Here is a 15,466-nt window from a genome sequence, read left to right as displayed (position 1 = left end):
TAAAATGACAAACCTTAAACTCGGTGTTCATTAGAGGTGTAGAGTTGAAAGTTAAGAAGCGTTTTATTGCAGGGGCAAGTTGTCCAGAATGCCAAAAAATCGACGTAATGATGCTCTACAAAGAGCATGATGTTGAAAAAGTTGAATGTGTTGAGTGTGGCCACGTAATGTCACAGCCGAAAGACGCGGTACAGGCTTCCACACGCCAGTTTGAGCAAGTCATTGGGGTGTTCAAACCGGAGTGAGTGTTCACCCCGGTTTTCAATTTATTTGTTAGTAGTGCGGTGGTGGTGGCTCTTGATGTTGAGGCATTAAACCCGGATCGCGGCCTTCCTTCATTTTCTCTGCCAATAGCTCAATTTGTCGTTGCATTTTAGCCAAGCGCTGCTGATGTGCCTTTAGCTCTTCATTTAAGGTTTCGATTGTATCTTCTTGAAAGGCAAGCTTAGCCTCAAGCTCAGTAATTCTGTTTTCGATTTCATTCATGGCTTTTTCACCTGCGCAAATTTTTCCAGTAGTCCGCTGGAACTTTCGGTTAGCAATGCAGTGTCTTGGTCTTGAAAAGCAACGTCAAATACAACCGCAGACTTAGGGCGGCTGCCTTCTCGAGGTTGTACACGCCAAGTTTGCAATCGTTCGCCATCACTCACTTGCCATAAAATAAGCTCGCGGTTAGGTGAGCCGGTAGCCAAGAGCGTTGCGTCTTGATTAAAGCGCACTGCACTGAAAATTTTCTGGCGAGCAATATACTGTAATTGCGCTTTGAGATCACCAGAAGTTAATTGCCAAATGCTCGCTTTTTTCATGCTATCTGCGGTAAAAGCAAATCTTCCTTGGTCATCTAATGCAACTTTGGTCACACGACTTGGGTGGTTAAAGCGGTGGATCACTTGCCCCGTTCTAGTATCCCAAAAGTAGGCGGTATAGTCGTTGCCTCCGGTTAAGGCAAAGTGACCATTGGGAGACATGGCAATAGAATTGATATTTTCTTGATGTCCAAGGAACTCTATCCGCCTTCCACTCTCTAAGTCGAGGTGAACGACAACGTTATCACTGCGGGCATAGAGTAAATATCGGCCCGCATTGCTAATTGCGATATCTCGAATAGTGCCAGACTCGATCTCAAAATATCCTAGGTTTTGACCGCTTTCGATGCTCCAGATGGCGAAAGTCTTATCAGTGGCAGTGACGGCCGTGGAGTTGTCATTAGCTAAAGCCAGTGAGTGAATGAGATCATCGGGGACATCGGAGTGACGCCATTGAAATTTGAGGCCTTGCTCTTGATTATCCCAAAGTACGGCCCCATGCTCTATGGAAGAAACAAGGCTGTAGTGACCGTCCGTAGAGATTGCTGCAGAAAATGCGCCTCTGCTGGCATGTTCCACGGTCATAACGGCTTTTGAAGTGTCAGGGCCACAGCCGGTTAAGGTGAAGCAACTTAGCATCGCGCATGCAAAGAGGAGGCTTGTCCACTTAATGTTGACGAGTTTGACCATAAGTTAGGTAAATCCTCCTTAACTCCGAAGTCTATCACAGGTAGACTAAAGGCACTAAAAACAAGATATTATTTTGATATTAGCGTATTAAAAGCGTAATGTCGTTACGCGATAATGGCAAGCAAATGCATATTGGCATTCTGATTAGAGAATGTTAATGTGGCTAGCACCTTTTCTTATTAATATAAAATTAACAATGGCACCGCATATCAAGCTCTCTTGCGCGAGCATTGGTGTTTTGATAGTAGGGACTGTCGGAGAGTTGAGAATGAAACAGACGATTAAACTGTCACTCGTTGCTGCTTCAGTGTTAGCACTAGTAGCGTGTAATAAAAAAGCAGAAGAGCAGAAGCCTGCTGAAGTTAAGCTAGATACAGAAGTGCAACAGCAAGCATACGGTATCGGTGCTTCAGTTGGTAACTTTTTGCAAAAAGACTTAGCGGATAAAAAAGAGCTAGGCATTGAACTTGATCAAGAGTTATTAATGCGTGGTTTTAAAGATGCACTGGCTGGTGAAGCTAAGCTGGATGAAGCAAAAATTCGTGAAGTACTCACTTCACTAGATTCTTCTGTTCGTGAAAAGCAAGCTGCTAAGGTTGAAGCTGACGCGAAGAAGAATAAAGAGGAAGGTGATAAGTACCTAGCTGAAAACGCGAAGAAAGAAGGCGTTCAGGTGACTGAGTCAGGTCTTCAATATGAAGTGCTAAGCGAAGGCGACGGTAAAAAGCCAGTCGCAACAGACAAGGTGACAGTACATTATAAAGGTACGTTGCTAGATGGTTCTGAGTTCGATAGTTCCTACGCACGTAATGAACCTGCTACTTTCAACCTAAATCAAGTAATTGCAGGTTGGACTGAAGGTCTACAGTTAATGAACACTGGCGCTAAGTATAAGTTTACTATTCCTGCGGAGCTTGCATACGGCACTCGTAACCTTGGTAAAATTCCAGCTAACTCAACACTGGTATTTGAAGTTGAACTGCTAGGTATCGAAGACGAAGCTGAAGAAGCTGCTGAATAATTTGGCAGTGTCCGTAAAGAAAAAGGTGAGATAGCTATCTCACCTTTTTTTATATTTTGGTGCCCGCAAATTTAGACTATTCAGTGTGATTAGAATAAAGGTTATCGATCAGTTCGTCTTCCAATTGGAAGCGTAACTCAAGCGTTTCACCTAATACAGACAAGTCGTTATCGAAGTCTGCTAATTCTTGCGTTTCTTGATTTACTTCAGCGTATTTGTCGTTGAAATCAAGTGCGGTATCAGTCGTATCTGTGATCCGAGGGTACAGTGACTGAGCTAATTTTGCGCTTTCAGGGCCTTTTTCTTGGCAGGCCTCAACAATGTTGTCATAAATTTCAAAATGACCAGCTGAAAGATAGTCCATCAAAATCTGGCAGAATGACTGAATGTCAACTTGCTCAGGAAGTGCTTTACCATTTCGAGTTGGTGAGCATCCTGCAACTTTATAATATAAAACCAATAGTTCCTGACGCTCTGCTAACCATGCATCAATAACACTATGGCTACCTCCCCATTTCTGTTGGGCTTGTTCTAACTGCGAAAGCATAGTGATTCTCCTTAAGCGGGTTACCTACCTCTATGGAAAGGGAAACGGGGCAAAAGGTCAACCAATTTTTTCTGTAAAAGCGTAAAAAGATCAAAAGATTATTGGTTTGATTATCGGGAATGTTAACAAATTCAGGAGGATAAAAATAAAAAAACCACCGAGAGAAACTCAAGGTGGTTCAAAATAGCAGTTTAGCTTGTTGCGTAATGTTGTTATTTTTTTAATTGAAGGTGTTTTGTTGTTATTTTTCTAACGCGGTAATTTTATACCAACCTTTTAATCGTGTTGCAAACAGTTTAATTGCTTGTTTCGGTAACTTTTACACAAGCTTATGAATTTGTTCCTAATAAAGTGAGGTTTAATCTAGATCATGACGAGGCGCTGGCAAGGATAGTTTAGATAGTGCCCATGTGCACTTAGTGATACAATCCGCACAATTGAATTTAAGTATTGGAATAGAGACGCTATGAGCGAATTAAAAAACGATCGTTATTTACGAGCGCTATTAAAACAACCAGTTGACGTCACACCAGTATGGATGATGCGCCAAGCTGGTCGTTATCTACCAGAGTATCGTGCCACCAGAGCACAAGCTGGTGACTTTATGAGCCTTTGTAAAAATGCAGAGCTGGCATGTGAAGTGACATTACAGCCGCTTCGTCGTTATCCACTAGATGCGGCGATTCTGTTTAGCGATATTTTGACTATTCCAGATGCAATGGGACTTGGACTTTACTTTGAAACCGGTGAAGGTCCAAAGTTTGAGCGTCCTATCCAATCGTTAGACGATGTTAAAAAGCTACCTAAATTGGATCCAACCGATGAGCTTGGTTATGTAATGAATGCGGTGAGCACAATTCGTCGTGAGCTTAAAGGTGAAGTACCACTTATTGGTTTCTCAGGCTCACCATGGACACTAGCGACTTACATGATTGAAGGCGGTAGCAGCAAAACATTCGGTAAGATTAAAAAGATGGCGTTTGCGGAGCCGCAGACACTACACCTACTGCTAGATAAAGTGGCTGATTCGGTTATCGACTACCTAAATGCGCAAGTAAAAGCGGGTGCTCAGTCGCTAATGATCTTCGACTCTTGGGGTGGAGTATTAAGCCCGCGTGACTACAAAGAGTTTTCACTACAATATATGCATAAAATTGTAGACGGTCTTATTCGTGAAAATGACGGTCGTAAAGTACCTGTGACATTATTCACGAAGAACGGCGGTCAATGGATTGAAGCGATTGCAGCCACTGGATGTGATGCAGTTGGCCTTGACTGGACGATTGATATTGCCGATGCAAAACGTCGTGTAGGCGATAAAGTTGCACTACAAGGTAATATGGATCCTTCAATGCTACACGGTACCCATGAGCGTATTCGTGAAGAAGTTCAGCATATATTAGCTGGCTTTGGCGAAGGTAATGGTCATGTGTTTAACTTAGGCCATGGTATTACGCCTGATGTTGACCCTGAAAATGCAGGTGTTTTCATCAACGCGGTTCACGAATTTAGCCGTCAATATCACAAGTAATTTAAGTTTGAACTTAAACTTAAAATGGAGAAGAGCGCTCACAGAAGCGCTCTTTTTGTTTTTGAAATGTATTATTCAAACAAAGCGTCGATGGTGCCTTGAGCAAGCGGGTGGTATCCCGGACGTGCTTGTTGGTAAACACGGTAAGCCCAGTCACGTTTGCCATGCTTAATGAGAGACTTGTATAAATTCACAATAAGCTTGCGACGACCAATACTTACTAGATGCTTTTCAAGGTCTGGGTAAATAGCTTGGTAGCCGTTACCTACTGCTAGCATATACCAAGCAAATGCGCGTTCAGCGTTGGTCGATTGCGTCAGCTTAAATGCCTTGTCCAATGCTTCCATACGCTCAATGGCGAGATCTCTTGGTAAGTTATTAATAAAGTGCAGCCATTCATGTACTGTCCAAGCGTCGGTCGGTAAATCTGCAAGTGTTTTCTCGTCTTTTAGCCAAGCTTGAGTTAACGCATCCACTTTTTCAAAAGCATCAGAAGTTGGGTTCGGTGCGTCGCTTGGCAAGCCTGGCTCATAAATCCACTCTTTGGCTTTTTCTAAGCTTACGATACCAGGATATTGCTGTAGCAAGTTTTTGTCTAAGTACGCAACGAATTCATCAGTAGTCAGAGATTTAAAAGAGAAAGTGTTAAAGTAGGTTTTAACAAACTTGTCGAACTTGTCACGACCAAACTTTTCTTCTAGATAAATAAGGAATAATTGACCTTTAGTGTAAGGTACAGAGCTAAACGCATCGTCAGGATCGCGGCCATTAAGCTCTAAATTCATGCGTGTATCAGGGGCGGCAATAGTTTTAAGTTGTGCGCGTAGGCCTGCAGCGTCAAGTGCTTGTTCCATCACCGCACGGTCACGCCCAAACACTTCTTCCATAATGCGGTTTTCAACGTAAGACGTGAAACCTTCATTTAGCCATAAATCTTCCCACGTCGCATTGGTTACTAAGTTACCAGACCAAGAGTGAGCAAGCTCATGAGCAATTAGGTTTACTAAGCTTTTATCGCCAGCAACAACCGTTGGTGTGATGAATGATAAACGTGGGTTTTCCATGCCACCAAATGGGAAGCTTGGCGGTAGCATTAATAAGTCATAACGACCCCATGCGTATTCGCCGTACATAGCGTTCGTTTTATCGATCATCGCTTGCGTGTCGTTAAACTCAGCAACTGATGCATCTAAAATGGTTGGCTCTGCAAAGATACCTGTTTGCTTAGACATGGCTTTATATTCTAAGTTACCAGCACCAATTGCAATTAGGTACGGTGGGATAGCTTGCGGCATATCAAACCAATAATCGCCATCTTTGATCAATGCGCCGGTATTGTCCGCACTCATTACCGCACGCACATCTTTAGGCGTATGTACGCGAGCAGAGTAAGTCACACGCATTGCTGGCGTATCCTGCACAGGGATCCAACTACGAGCATGAATAGCTTGAGACTGGCTATACATAAATGGGTGAGATTTACTTGCGGTTTGCTGCGGTGTTAACCACTGTAGACCTGATGCTACTGGCAAGCTGTTGTAATAAATCCGTGCTTTTTTTGCTTGCTCTTTAAAGTGAATAGTTAACTTAGCACCTTTCACATCATCGCGCTTGGCAAGATCAAACTTGGCGGTATGCCATTTATCATCTCTACCTTGATACATCACTTTGTCGATTTCGAGGTCACGCGTATCTAGTACCAGTGTTCTTGCTTGGCGGTTCTGCCAATCTAGCGTGTGTTCAACAAAACCTTCTAGCTGCTTATCTTCAAAGTCAACGTCTAGGTCTAAATGCAAGTGTGTGGTAATAACATCGTTAAGATTGGCGTAAGTGTGTTGGTCAACGGCTGCGTTTACATCAGCAGTGTGGACAAGGCCAGCCATGGCAAGGCTGAGCGTAAGTGCCGAAAGTTTCATCATAATGCTGCTCTTATAAAAAGAATATTCCCAATTAGAACGGCTAACATAACTAATTTCTAACCATTTAAACAGTATTAGCCGATGGGTTACATAAAATGATGGGTAAGATGACGTTAATGCGTAAGTCAGGGCAATGCGCTACACTAGCGCCAGTTTAGTTAATATTGGCAAGGTGCTGCAGTGACTAGTTTGCAGTCTTATCACACTTTTTCGCTGCCGTCGGGTTGCGAGTCCCTTATTGTTATCACAGATCCACATGCGCTGGTTGAGCTCGATTTCAATCGTCCTTTCTTTTTAATTGGGGAAGGGAGTAATACCGTTTTTCTGGAAGACTATGCTGGAACCGTTATTAAGCTTGCGACCTTAGGTGTCGATATCGAGCAACAAAATGATGATTATGTCGTTACAGTCGCAGCTGGAGAAAACTGGCACCAGCTCGTTACAAAGCTGCTTGATAACGGAATTGATGGGTTAGAGAACCTCGCATTGATCCCTGGTACCGTTGGTGCGGCACCGGTACAAAATATCGGCGCCTACGGTGTTGAAGTATCACAATTTATCACCGCCGTTAGAGGGTTTGATATCGCCGAGCGGCGCTTCACGACATTAACAAATGCAGAGTGTGAATTTGGCTATCGAGATTCAGTCTTTAAACACCGCCTAAAAGATAAGTTTGTTATTACTGAAGTGACATTGACTTTGCCTAAACGTTGGCAGCCAACGTTAAGTTATGGCCCTCTACAAAGCTTGAGTGATACAGCAACCGCGCAAGAGATTTGTGAAGCGGTGATAGTTACTCGAAACAGTAAATTGCCCGATCCTGCGACGCTTGCAAATGCCGGGAGCTTTTTTAAAAACCCAGTAGTTGATAGGGCGTTTGCAGCTCAGTTGCAAAGTAAATTTCCAGAGATGCCAGCGTTTGATGTGGACAATGACCATGTAAAACTTGCGGCTGGCTGGTTAATTGACAAAGCGGGTCTAAAAGGCTGCCACCGTGGAGCCATTCGTGTGTATGAGAAACAAGCACTGGTACTTGTTCATACTGGTGGCAGCACCGGTGAAGATTTAACACAGTTAGTGAGCCATATTCAGCAAACCGTTTGGCAAAAATTTGCTGTGTTACTCGAGCATGAAGTGCGCCTTATAACAAAGCATGGTGAATGTCAGTTACAAAGTGTGGAATGCCATGAAAACGCCTGATCATAAAAAGCAAACGATTTTAGCGGCCTTGAATAAAGGAGAATTTATCTCAGGGCAAGAACTTGGCGAGCAATTAGGTATTAGTCGCGCGGCTATTGCGAAGCATATAGCGGCGTTGCAAGAGATGGGCGTGGATATTTTTCGAGTCAATGGCCGCGGTTATAAACTCAATTATAGCTTACCGCTTATTCATCAAAGTAAGTTGAATACTCTATGGCAACAGCAGTTTCAAAGTGAGTGTCCAATCGAATATCACGCAATTATAGACTCAACGAATAGCGAGCTAATGCGTCGTTTGCAGGACAAGCAGAATATAGGCTCAGGCCATGTCTTGGTGGCTGAAATGCAGCAAGCTGGCAGAGGGCGCAGAGGTCGGGTATGGCAATCGCCCTTTGGTGCTAACCTTTATTACAGTTATTACTGGCAGTTTGACGCTGGCATGCAAGCGGCGATGGGCTTATCCATTGCTGTAGGACTTGCAGTATATGATGCGTTAAAGGTCCTTTATGGTATTTCCGTTGAACTAAAATGGCCAAACGATATATATCTCAACCAGCAAAAACTGGCGGGGATCTTGGTTGAACTAGAGGGGCAGGTGGAAGGGCCTTGCCATCTCGTGATTGGGATTGGGCTAAATATATGCATGCCAGAATCTGCCTCTAAACACATCGATCAAGCTTGGACAGATCTGCAAACGCACTTAGGCCAAATTGATAAAAATCAGTTAGTGGTGCAGCTCACTCACTCTTTGTCTGAGCGTCTTGCCCAGTATAAAGAGTCTGGACTGAGCGAAATGGTGACCGAATGGAATAGTCTAAATGCCTTTAAAGGTGACGCAGTGACCTTGAGTACAGGACAAAGAGAATGGCGTGGGATCTGTGAAGGCATCGATATGCAAGGAGGCTTATTGCTTAGGCAAGATGGTGAGCTTAAAGCTTTTTATGGCGGTGAAATTTCGTTAAGAAAGGTGATATCGTGAAACTGCTAATCGACGTAGGTAATACTGCAGTTAAATATGCGCTTGAGCATGAAGGCCGTATTAGTCCAGTAAAAGAAAGTGATATTGAATGGCAAAAGCTAACCGCAATTGTCTGCTCTCAGGTTGGTAAGGTGGCGGGATTACAGTGGGTGGAAAGTCGTGCCTCTGAGTTTGGTCTTGTGCTAGAGCAAGCACAAGTATCGGCAAGGCGAGCTGGGGTAACTTGCGCCTATCCTAGTTTTAAAAATTTGGGAATTGATAGGTGGCTTGCGGTACTCGCCGCGCATGCTCTATATCCAACACAAGATATTATCGTAATTGATTCTGGCACTGCGACCACGGTTGATGTAGTGACTGCACATGGGATACACATGGGAGGGTGGATTTTACCAGGTATCGATCTCATGATTTCCAGTATTACCGCGCGTGCAGAGCGGGTATTTTGTGATGAGAACACGCCTTTTGCCGCAGAATTTGCTAAAAATACACCAGAGGCGGTGAAAAATGGTGCGTTAGCCGCAACACTTGGGCTCGTACATAGTGCAAAACAGCAACTTAATAATGAGTCTGCGTTGGTATTGTGTGCAGGTGGATATGGCGAGTTAATAAAAAATCATGTGGCGTCAGCGGTTTTTGATGACCTTTTGGTATTCAAAGGGCTGTCAGTTTGGTGGAAAAACCCACAATAACTGTAAAAATGTCATGGGATTGGCTTAAAACTGAGCGTTTGAACAATAAATTTAAATTTTTTTGCATATTCCTGTTGCATCAAGTCAATGGTTGCTCTAATATCTCGCCCCGTACTAAAGCAGTGCCGACTTAGCTCAGTTGGTAGAGCAACTGACTTGTAATCAGTAGGTCATCCGTTCGACTCGGATAGTCGGCACCATCTTTTTACCCTATCTTGTATAGGATGCTTTAGGAAAGAATTTTACGTGGAGGGGTTCCCGAGCGGCCAAAGGGATCAGACTGTAAATCTGACGGCTCAGCCTTCGCTGGTTCGAATCCAGCTCCCTCCACCACTTTATTCTTGACGGTTAGAGGTAGTTAAGAACAGGTTCCTAAAGCGGGCATCGTATAATGGCTATTACCTCAGCCTTCCAAGCTGATGATGCGGGTTCGATTCCCGCTGCCCGCTCCAGTTCGTCTGGCGTGCTGATATAGCTCAGTTGGTAGAGCGCACCCTTGGTAAGGGTGAGGTCGGCAGTTCAAATCTGCCTATCAGCACCAGTCTCCGAAGAATCTTCTCAAATACTTCCTTTGAATTGTCGAAAAAATATTTATAATAGACTGAATAATTCTAATCCACACTCGTCGTGGATTATTTTTATATGTAATCTAGATACACAAAACTTATAGGTTTCGTCATGGCAAAAGAAAAGTTTGAACGCGTAAAACCGCACGTAAACGTAGGTACAATCGGCCACGTTGACCACGGTAAAACAACTCTAACTGCAGCAATCACTAACGTACTTGCAAAAGTATACGGTGGTGAAGCAAAAGACTTCGCATCAATCGATAACGCTCCAGAAGAGCGTGAGCGTGGTATCACAATCTCAACTTCACACGTTGAGTATGACACACCAACTCGTCACTATGCACACGTAGACTGTCCANATGGCAAAAGAAAAGTTTGAACGCGTAAAACCGCACGTAAACGTAGGTACAATCGGCCACGTTGACCACGGTAAAACAACTCTAACTGCAGCAATCACTAACGTACTTGCAAAAGTATACGGTGGTGAAGCAAAAGACTTCGCATCAATCGATAACGCTCCAGAAGAGCGTGAGCGTGGTATCACAATCTCAACTTCACACGTTGAGTATGACACACCAACTCGTCACTATGCACACGTAGACTGTCCAGGACACGCTGACTATGTTAAAAACATGATCACAGGTGCTGCACAGATGGACGGCGCGATCCTAGTAGTTGCAGCTACTGACGGTCCTATGCCTCAAACACGTGAGCACATCCTACTTTCTCGTCAGGTTGGTGTACCTTACATCATCGTATTCATGAACAAATGTGACATGGTTGACGACGAAGAGCTACTAGAGCTAGTAGAGATGGAAGTTCGTGAACTACTTTCTGAGTACGACTTCCCAGGTGATGACCTACCACTAATCCAAGGTTCAGCGCTTAAAGCACTAGAAGGCGAAGAGCAGTGGGAAGCGAAGATCGTTGAGCTTGCAGAAGCACTAGATTCTTACATCCCAGAGCCAGAGCGTGACATCGATAAGCCATTCATCATGCCTATCGAAGACGTATTCTCAATCCAGGGTCGTGGTACAGTAGTAACAGGCCGTGTAGAAGCTGGTATCATCAACGTGAACGACGAAGTAGAAATCGTAGGTATCAAAGAAACTACGAAGACAACTTGTACGGGTGTTGAGATGTTCCGTAAGCTTCTAGACGAAGGTCGTGCGGGTGAGAACATCGGTGCACTACTACGTGGTACTAAGCGTGATGAAGTAGAGCGTGGTCAAGTACTATGTAAGCCTGGTTCAATCAAGCCACACACAAAATTCACTTCAGAAGTATACGTACTTTCGAAAGATGAAGGTGGTCGTCACACTCCTTTCTTCAAAGGTTACCGTCCACAGTTCTACTTCCGTACAACAGACGTAACTGGTGACATCCAGCTACCAGACGGCGTAGAAATGGTAATGCCAGGCGACAACATCAAGATGACTGTTGAGCTAATCGTACCAATCGCGATGGACGAAGGTCTACGTTTCGCTATCCGTGAAGGTGGCCGTACAGTAGGCGCTGGTGTTGTAGCAACAATCGAAGAGTAATCTGTAGATTGTCGTAACACACATAAAAANTTTCTTCAAAGGTTACCGTCCACAGTTCTACTTCCGTACAACAGACGTAACTGGTGACATCCAGCTACCAGACGGCGTAGAAATGGTAATGCCAGGCGACAACATCAAGATGACTGTTGAGCTAATCGTACCAATCGCGATGGACGAAGGTCTACGTTTCGCTATCCGTGAAGGTGGCCGTACAGTAGGCGCTGGTGTTGTAGCAACAATCGAAGAGTAATCTGTAGATTGTCGTAACACACATAAAAAAGGTCGTTCTCTGATAAAGAGTACGGCCTTTTTTAATGCCTTGTAGATGCGATTTTATATCGCGATCAATGAAAGGGTCATTCTCCAATAAGGCGTACAGACTTTTTAATGCCTCGTAGCAGCGATTTTATATCGCGACCAGTGAAAAGGGTCATTCTCAAATAAGAAATACAGATTTCTTAATACCTCGTAGCAGCGATTTTAGATCGCGATCAATGAAAAGGGTCATTCTCAAATAAGAAATACAGACTTTTTAATGCCTCGTAGCAGCGATTTTATATCGCGACCTGCGAACAGGGTCATTCTCCTATAGAAGCATCATTCCTGTCATTGTGATGTTTATAACGAACAACTCGATAATGTTCTTATATTTGCTTTCGATAGCTTAAAATCCATATTCTCACCATTTAATCTCCCTATTCTATATGCTGATATCCTGCCACCAGCCACGTAAAAATTTGGTTAATTGCGTAAAGGTGTGCACAATAAGCCCATATAAAACCTAAAATTAGGGAGTGTAAAGATGTTAGGTCTTTCGGCTCGCACAATTTCTGCTGTGCTCAGTATCACAATGTCACTATGTACTTTTGCAAGCTTTGCTAATGTAGATAAAGACAGATCCTATATTTTGGCAACAGCCTCATCTGGTGGCACTTTTTACCCAGTAGGCGTCGCGATTGCGACACTAACTAAGCTAAAAGTCACGCCGCAGCATGGCATGAGTGTCTCGGCCATTACCTCTGCTGGTTCTGGTGATAACCTCAAACTCATGCGTAATAAAGAAGCTGAACTGGCTATTCTACAGGGTCTTTACGGTGCGTGGGCGACGCAGGGGACGGGGGCAATGGCACCCGTTGGTAAACAAGATTATCTGCGTTCTGTGACTATGCTGTGGCAAAACGTAGAGCACTTTGTCATTGCTAAGAAGTATGCCAAAACGGGCAACGTCTCAGATTTGAAAAACCTATATTCACAAGGGTTTGGCATTGGTAAGCGTAACTCTGGAACGGAAGGTTCTGGGAAGCACATCATGGCTGCACTGGGCGTTGATAGTGACAAATTCACTTTGGTGCATAAAGGTTACGCGGGCTCTTCTAGCGCCCTACAAAATGGTCAGATTGCGGGAATGAATATTCCAGCAGGTGTACCTGTCAGCGCTATTACAAGTGCTTATGCAGCCGATGCCAATGGTATCGCGGTGCTGGATTTTACTGATGAGCAGCTAAATAAAGTCAACGCTGAGGTAGAGCTATGGTCACGCTTCGAGATCCCAGCTAACACTTACCCCGGCCAAACTAACGCAATCAAAACGATTGCCCAGCCAAACTTTCTTGCTGCACATAAAGACATGAGTGAGGAAGATGTATATCTGCTCACCAAGGCAATTTATGAAAATTTAGTCTTTCTTCAAACCATCCATAAAGCGACTAAAGCCATGGCGATAGAAAAGGCACTCATGGGACTGCCTGCAAAACTACATCCCGGTGCGCTGAAGTATTATAAAGAAATAGGTATTGCCGTACCTGCTCATCTGCAGTAGCGCCGTCAACTAAGTAAAACGGGATAGTATCTATCAATGAGTAATAGTAGCAATGAGCAAAGCACATTAGTAGCACCAACAGCAGCTCGTGAGCGGATCGCTTTTTATTTAGCGATACTCACGAGTTTGTTGCACCTCTATTTTAACTTGGTCGCCACTTGGCCGGATAACTATATTTCAGCCATTCACTTCATGCTATTTGGTAGCATTATCTTGCTCACCTTGCCACTTAGAGTTGGCAAATTAGCAGTGCTTTCTTGCGTTATTGATATCGGGCTGTTTATCGGTTTAATCGTGAGCTGTGGCTATCTTGTTCTGTACAGTGATGCGCTGGCTGCGCGTAATTATGAATTTGCTGCGGCTGACTGGATAGCATCTTCCACCGCTGTACTCCTCGCGCTTGAGTTGGTCCGGCGCTGTATGGGCTGGTTTATCCCGATGATGATCCTACTGGCGATGAGCTATGTATTGTTTTTGGGACAGTATATCGATGGCGTGTTTCATTTTGCTGGTTTAAGCGCAGAAACTATTTTATTTCGCAATTACTTTGATGACGGCTTGTTTGGACCTATTGCTAAAATTTCTTGGACGTTTGTTTTTATGTTTATCCTGTTTGGCGCATTTCTAGTCCAAGCCGGAACAGGGGACTTTATCATTCGCTTTGCCAATGCGCTTGTCGGTCGCATGGTTGGCGGACAAGGACTTGTTGCTGTTGTGAGCTCGGGTATGATGGGCTCCGTATCGGGCTCTGCTATCGCGAATACAGCGGCGACTGGGGTGATCACCATTCCATTAATGAAGAGAGCTGGCTTTCCTGCAAAGTTTGCGGCAGCAGTTGAAGCCGGAGCATCGACTGGAGGTCAGCTGATCCCGCCGATTATGGGGGCAGGTGTATTTGTGATGGCCTCTTATACTCAAATTCCTTATCTTACGATAATTTCGGCGGCCTTTGTTCCCGCACTGCTTTATTTCGCATCTATTGCCATCTTTGTACGTATCCAAGCTAAACGTTTGAATATCCAGCCAGCATTAGAGTCAGAGCAATTAAGTGCTTGGCAAGAACTGAAGTCCGGTTGGCATCATTTATTACCTATCGTGTTGCTCGTAACATTGATGATTTATGGCTTTACGCCAACTTATGCAGTTAGTATTGCGACGCTCAGTGTGTGTCTGTTTTCTTTGTTTTCATCTTCGCCGATGAGGTGGTCAAAGATTTTGGCTGCGCTTGCGAATGCAACTGAAAACAGCGCTAAGACAGCAATATTATTGGTGGCCATTGGTATGCTGGTTAATTGTATTTCGATCAGCTCCTTAGGGGTTACTTTTTCTCTAATGATAAATGAATGGGCGGGAGCAAGCTTGATACTGTTGTTGGTATTGATTGCATTGGCCTCGTTAATTATCGGTATGGGACTGCCAGTGACGGCATCGTATATTGTGTTGGCAACGCTTTCTGCACCGGCTTTGTATGGCTTGATCAGCCAGTCAGCACTGGTAGAGATCATAGTAAATGGTCAACTCAATGACACTGCGACGATGATGATGAGTATGATGGCGCCAGCGCTAGGAGAGATATACAACCAGCCAAATATTACAGCGGCTCAAGTGTCTACTATTTTGGCAAGCTTGCCGCCAGAGGCTATTGATATTATTCGCAGTAGCCAATTTGATGCCACGCATTTGGCCATGATGCTACTTTCTGCCCATATGATTATTTTTTGGTTATCGCAAGATAGCAATGTGACACCGCCGGTATGCTTAGTCGCTTTTACCGCCGCGGGAATTGCCAAAACACCGCCGATGGCAACAGGTATAGAAGCATGGAAAACGGCCAAAGCGCTATACATCGTTCCCTTACTGTTTGCTTATACACCGTTTATTGGGGGGAGTAACTTCGAGATCATGCAGGTTTTTTTCACCGCGCTTGTGGGAATGTACGCTTTGGTAGCAGCGATATACGGTTATGCAGAGGCGAAGCTCAATAAACCAATCAGGATGGTGTTAGCGCTTTTAGGTATCGCTTTAGTTTGGCCGCATCAAATGATCTCTGTAGATATAGCGGCGGCACTATGTGTTATTGCTGTTGTTATAAAGCAAGTAGTAGATAATCGTCTAACTTAAGCTTTGCTATGCACCATAAAGTAGGCCCCTA

General features: G+C 44.2%; 13 protein-coding genes, 4 tRNA genes and 2 pseudogenes. 15 read left to right on the top strand and 4 right to left on the bottom strand.

All coding sequences use genetic code 11. From position 1 onward, the window contains the following. Positions 1–44 precede the first annotated feature (44 nt). Entirely contained in the window at positions 45–245 is a 201-nt protein-coding gene (locus DS891_RS21795; protein WP_010374531.1) for a YheV family putative zinc ribbon protein, read from the top strand. A 28-nt stretch (positions 246–273) separates the two neighbouring features. On the opposite strand, the gene DS891_RS21790 is transcribed toward DS891_RS21795, so the two are convergent. Together DS891_RS21790 and DS891_RS21785 are read right to left on the bottom strand one after the other, a co-directional pair. Next, positions 274–486 (bottom strand): SlyX family protein, encoded by a 213-nt coding sequence (locus DS891_RS21790; protein ID WP_010374533.1) that lies wholly within the window; start codon positions 484–486, stop codon positions 274–276. Continuing rightward, positions 483–1,496 carry a WD40 repeat domain-containing protein gene (locus DS891_RS21785; protein WP_010607919.1) on the bottom strand — a complete coding sequence of 338 codons (1,014 nt, stop codon included), beginning with the start codon at positions 1,494–1,496 and terminating at the stop codon, positions 483–485. The genes DS891_RS21790 and DS891_RS21785 overlap by 4 nt, the downstream gene beginning before the upstream one ends. A 268-nt stretch (positions 1,497–1,764) precedes the next feature. On the opposite strand from DS891_RS21785, the gene fkpA reads away from it, so the two are divergent. Then, positions 1,765–2,517 carry an FKBP-type peptidyl-prolyl cis-trans isomerase gene (gene fkpA / locus DS891_RS21780; RefSeq protein WP_026001096.1) on the top strand — a complete coding sequence of 251 codons (753 nt, stop codon included), beginning with the start codon at positions 1,765–1,767 and terminating at the stop codon, positions 2,515–2,517. A gap of 76 nt (positions 2,518–2,593) precedes the next feature. On the opposite strand, the gene DS891_RS21775 is transcribed toward fkpA, so the two are convergent. Next, a complete protein-coding gene (locus tag DS891_RS21775; RefSeq protein WP_010607921.1) occupies positions 2,594–3,064 on the bottom strand; it encodes an Rsd/AlgQ family anti-sigma factor in 471 nt (156 codons plus the stop codon). Positions 3,065–3,530: 466 nt separating this feature from the next. On the opposite strand from DS891_RS21775, the gene hemE reads away from it, so the two are divergent. Next, a complete protein-coding gene (gene hemE / locus DS891_RS21770; RefSeq protein WP_010374544.1) occupies positions 3,531–4,595 on the top strand; it encodes a uroporphyrinogen decarboxylase in 1,065 nt (354 codons plus the stop codon). A 71-nt stretch (positions 4,596–4,666) separates the two neighbouring features. On the opposite strand, the gene DS891_RS21765 is transcribed toward hemE, so the two are convergent. Further along, positions 4,667–6,511, bottom strand: coding sequence for a M1 family metallopeptidase (locus DS891_RS21765; protein WP_174170937.1), 1,845 nt, complete (start codon positions 6,509–6,511; stop codon positions 4,667–4,669). 183 nt (positions 6,512–6,694) lie between these two features. On the opposite strand from DS891_RS21765, the gene murB reads away from it, so the two are divergent. The 12 genes and pseudogenes from murB (at position 6,695) to DS891_RS21705 (ending at position 15,435) form a co-directional block, all read left to right on the top strand. Continuing rightward, complete coding sequence (gene murB, locus DS891_RS21760; RefSeq protein ID WP_174170916.1) at positions 6,695–7,714, top strand: UDP-N-acetylmuramate dehydrogenase; 1,020 nt, start codon at positions 6,695–6,697, stop codon at positions 7,712–7,714. Next, positions 7,701–8,693 carry a bifunctional biotin--[acetyl-CoA-carboxylase] ligase/biotin operon repressor BirA gene (birA, locus tag DS891_RS21755; RefSeq protein WP_174170915.1) on the top strand — a complete coding sequence of 331 codons (993 nt, stop codon included), beginning with the start codon at positions 7,701–7,703 and terminating at the stop codon, positions 8,691–8,693. The genes murB and birA overlap by 14 nt, the downstream gene beginning before the upstream one ends. Further along, positions 8,690–9,382 carry a type III pantothenate kinase gene (locus DS891_RS21750; protein ID WP_010607927.1) on the top strand — a complete coding sequence of 231 codons (693 nt, stop codon included), beginning with the start codon at positions 8,690–8,692 and terminating at the stop codon, positions 9,380–9,382. The genes birA and DS891_RS21750 overlap by 4 nt, the downstream gene beginning before the upstream one ends. Before the next feature lie 124 nt (positions 9,383–9,506). Then, a tRNA-Thr gene (locus DS891_RS21745) sits at positions 9,507–9,582 on the top strand. A gap of 48 nt (positions 9,583–9,630) precedes the next feature. Beyond that, a tRNA-Tyr gene (locus DS891_RS21740) sits at positions 9,631–9,715 on the top strand. 44 nt (positions 9,716–9,759) lie between these two features. Further along, positions 9,760–9,834: transfer RNA gene (locus tag DS891_RS21735), tRNA-Gly, on the top strand. A gap of 13 nt (positions 9,835–9,847) precedes the next feature. Next, positions 9,848–9,923 (top strand) — tRNA-Thr (locus tag DS891_RS21730). A gap of 137 nt (positions 9,924–10,060) precedes the next feature. Next, positions 10,061–10,309 (top strand): annotated as a pseudogene (locus DS891_RS21725) (GTP-binding protein); the annotation flags it as partial. A gap of 1 nt (position 10,310) precedes the next feature. Continuing rightward, positions 10,311–11,495, top strand: a complete 1,185-nt coding sequence (gene tuf, locus DS891_RS21720; protein WP_119230648.1) for an elongation factor Tu — start codon at positions 10,311–10,313, stop codon at positions 11,493–11,495. A gap of 31 nt (positions 11,496–11,526) precedes the next feature. After that, positions 11,527–11,745 (top strand): annotated as a pseudogene (gene tuf / locus DS891_RS21715) (elongation factor Tu); the annotation flags it as partial. Between the two features lie 552 nt (positions 11,746–12,297). Continuing rightward, entirely contained in the window at positions 12,298–13,314 is a 1,017-nt protein-coding gene (locus DS891_RS21710; protein ID WP_010607734.1) for a TAXI family TRAP transporter solute-binding subunit, read from the top strand. Positions 13,315–13,350: 36 nt separating this feature from the next. Next, a complete protein-coding gene (locus DS891_RS21705; protein WP_174170914.1) occupies positions 13,351–15,435 on the top strand; it encodes a TRAP transporter fused permease subunit in 2,085 nt (694 codons plus the stop codon). Positions 15,436–15,466 lie beyond the last annotated feature (31 nt).

The organism is Pseudoalteromonas sp. JC28 (assembly GCF_013319255.1).
Taxonomy (GTDB): Bacteria; Pseudomonadota; Gammaproteobacteria; order Enterobacterales; family Alteromonadaceae; genus Pseudoalteromonas.
This window is presented reverse-complemented; position numbering and strand designations above follow the sequence as displayed.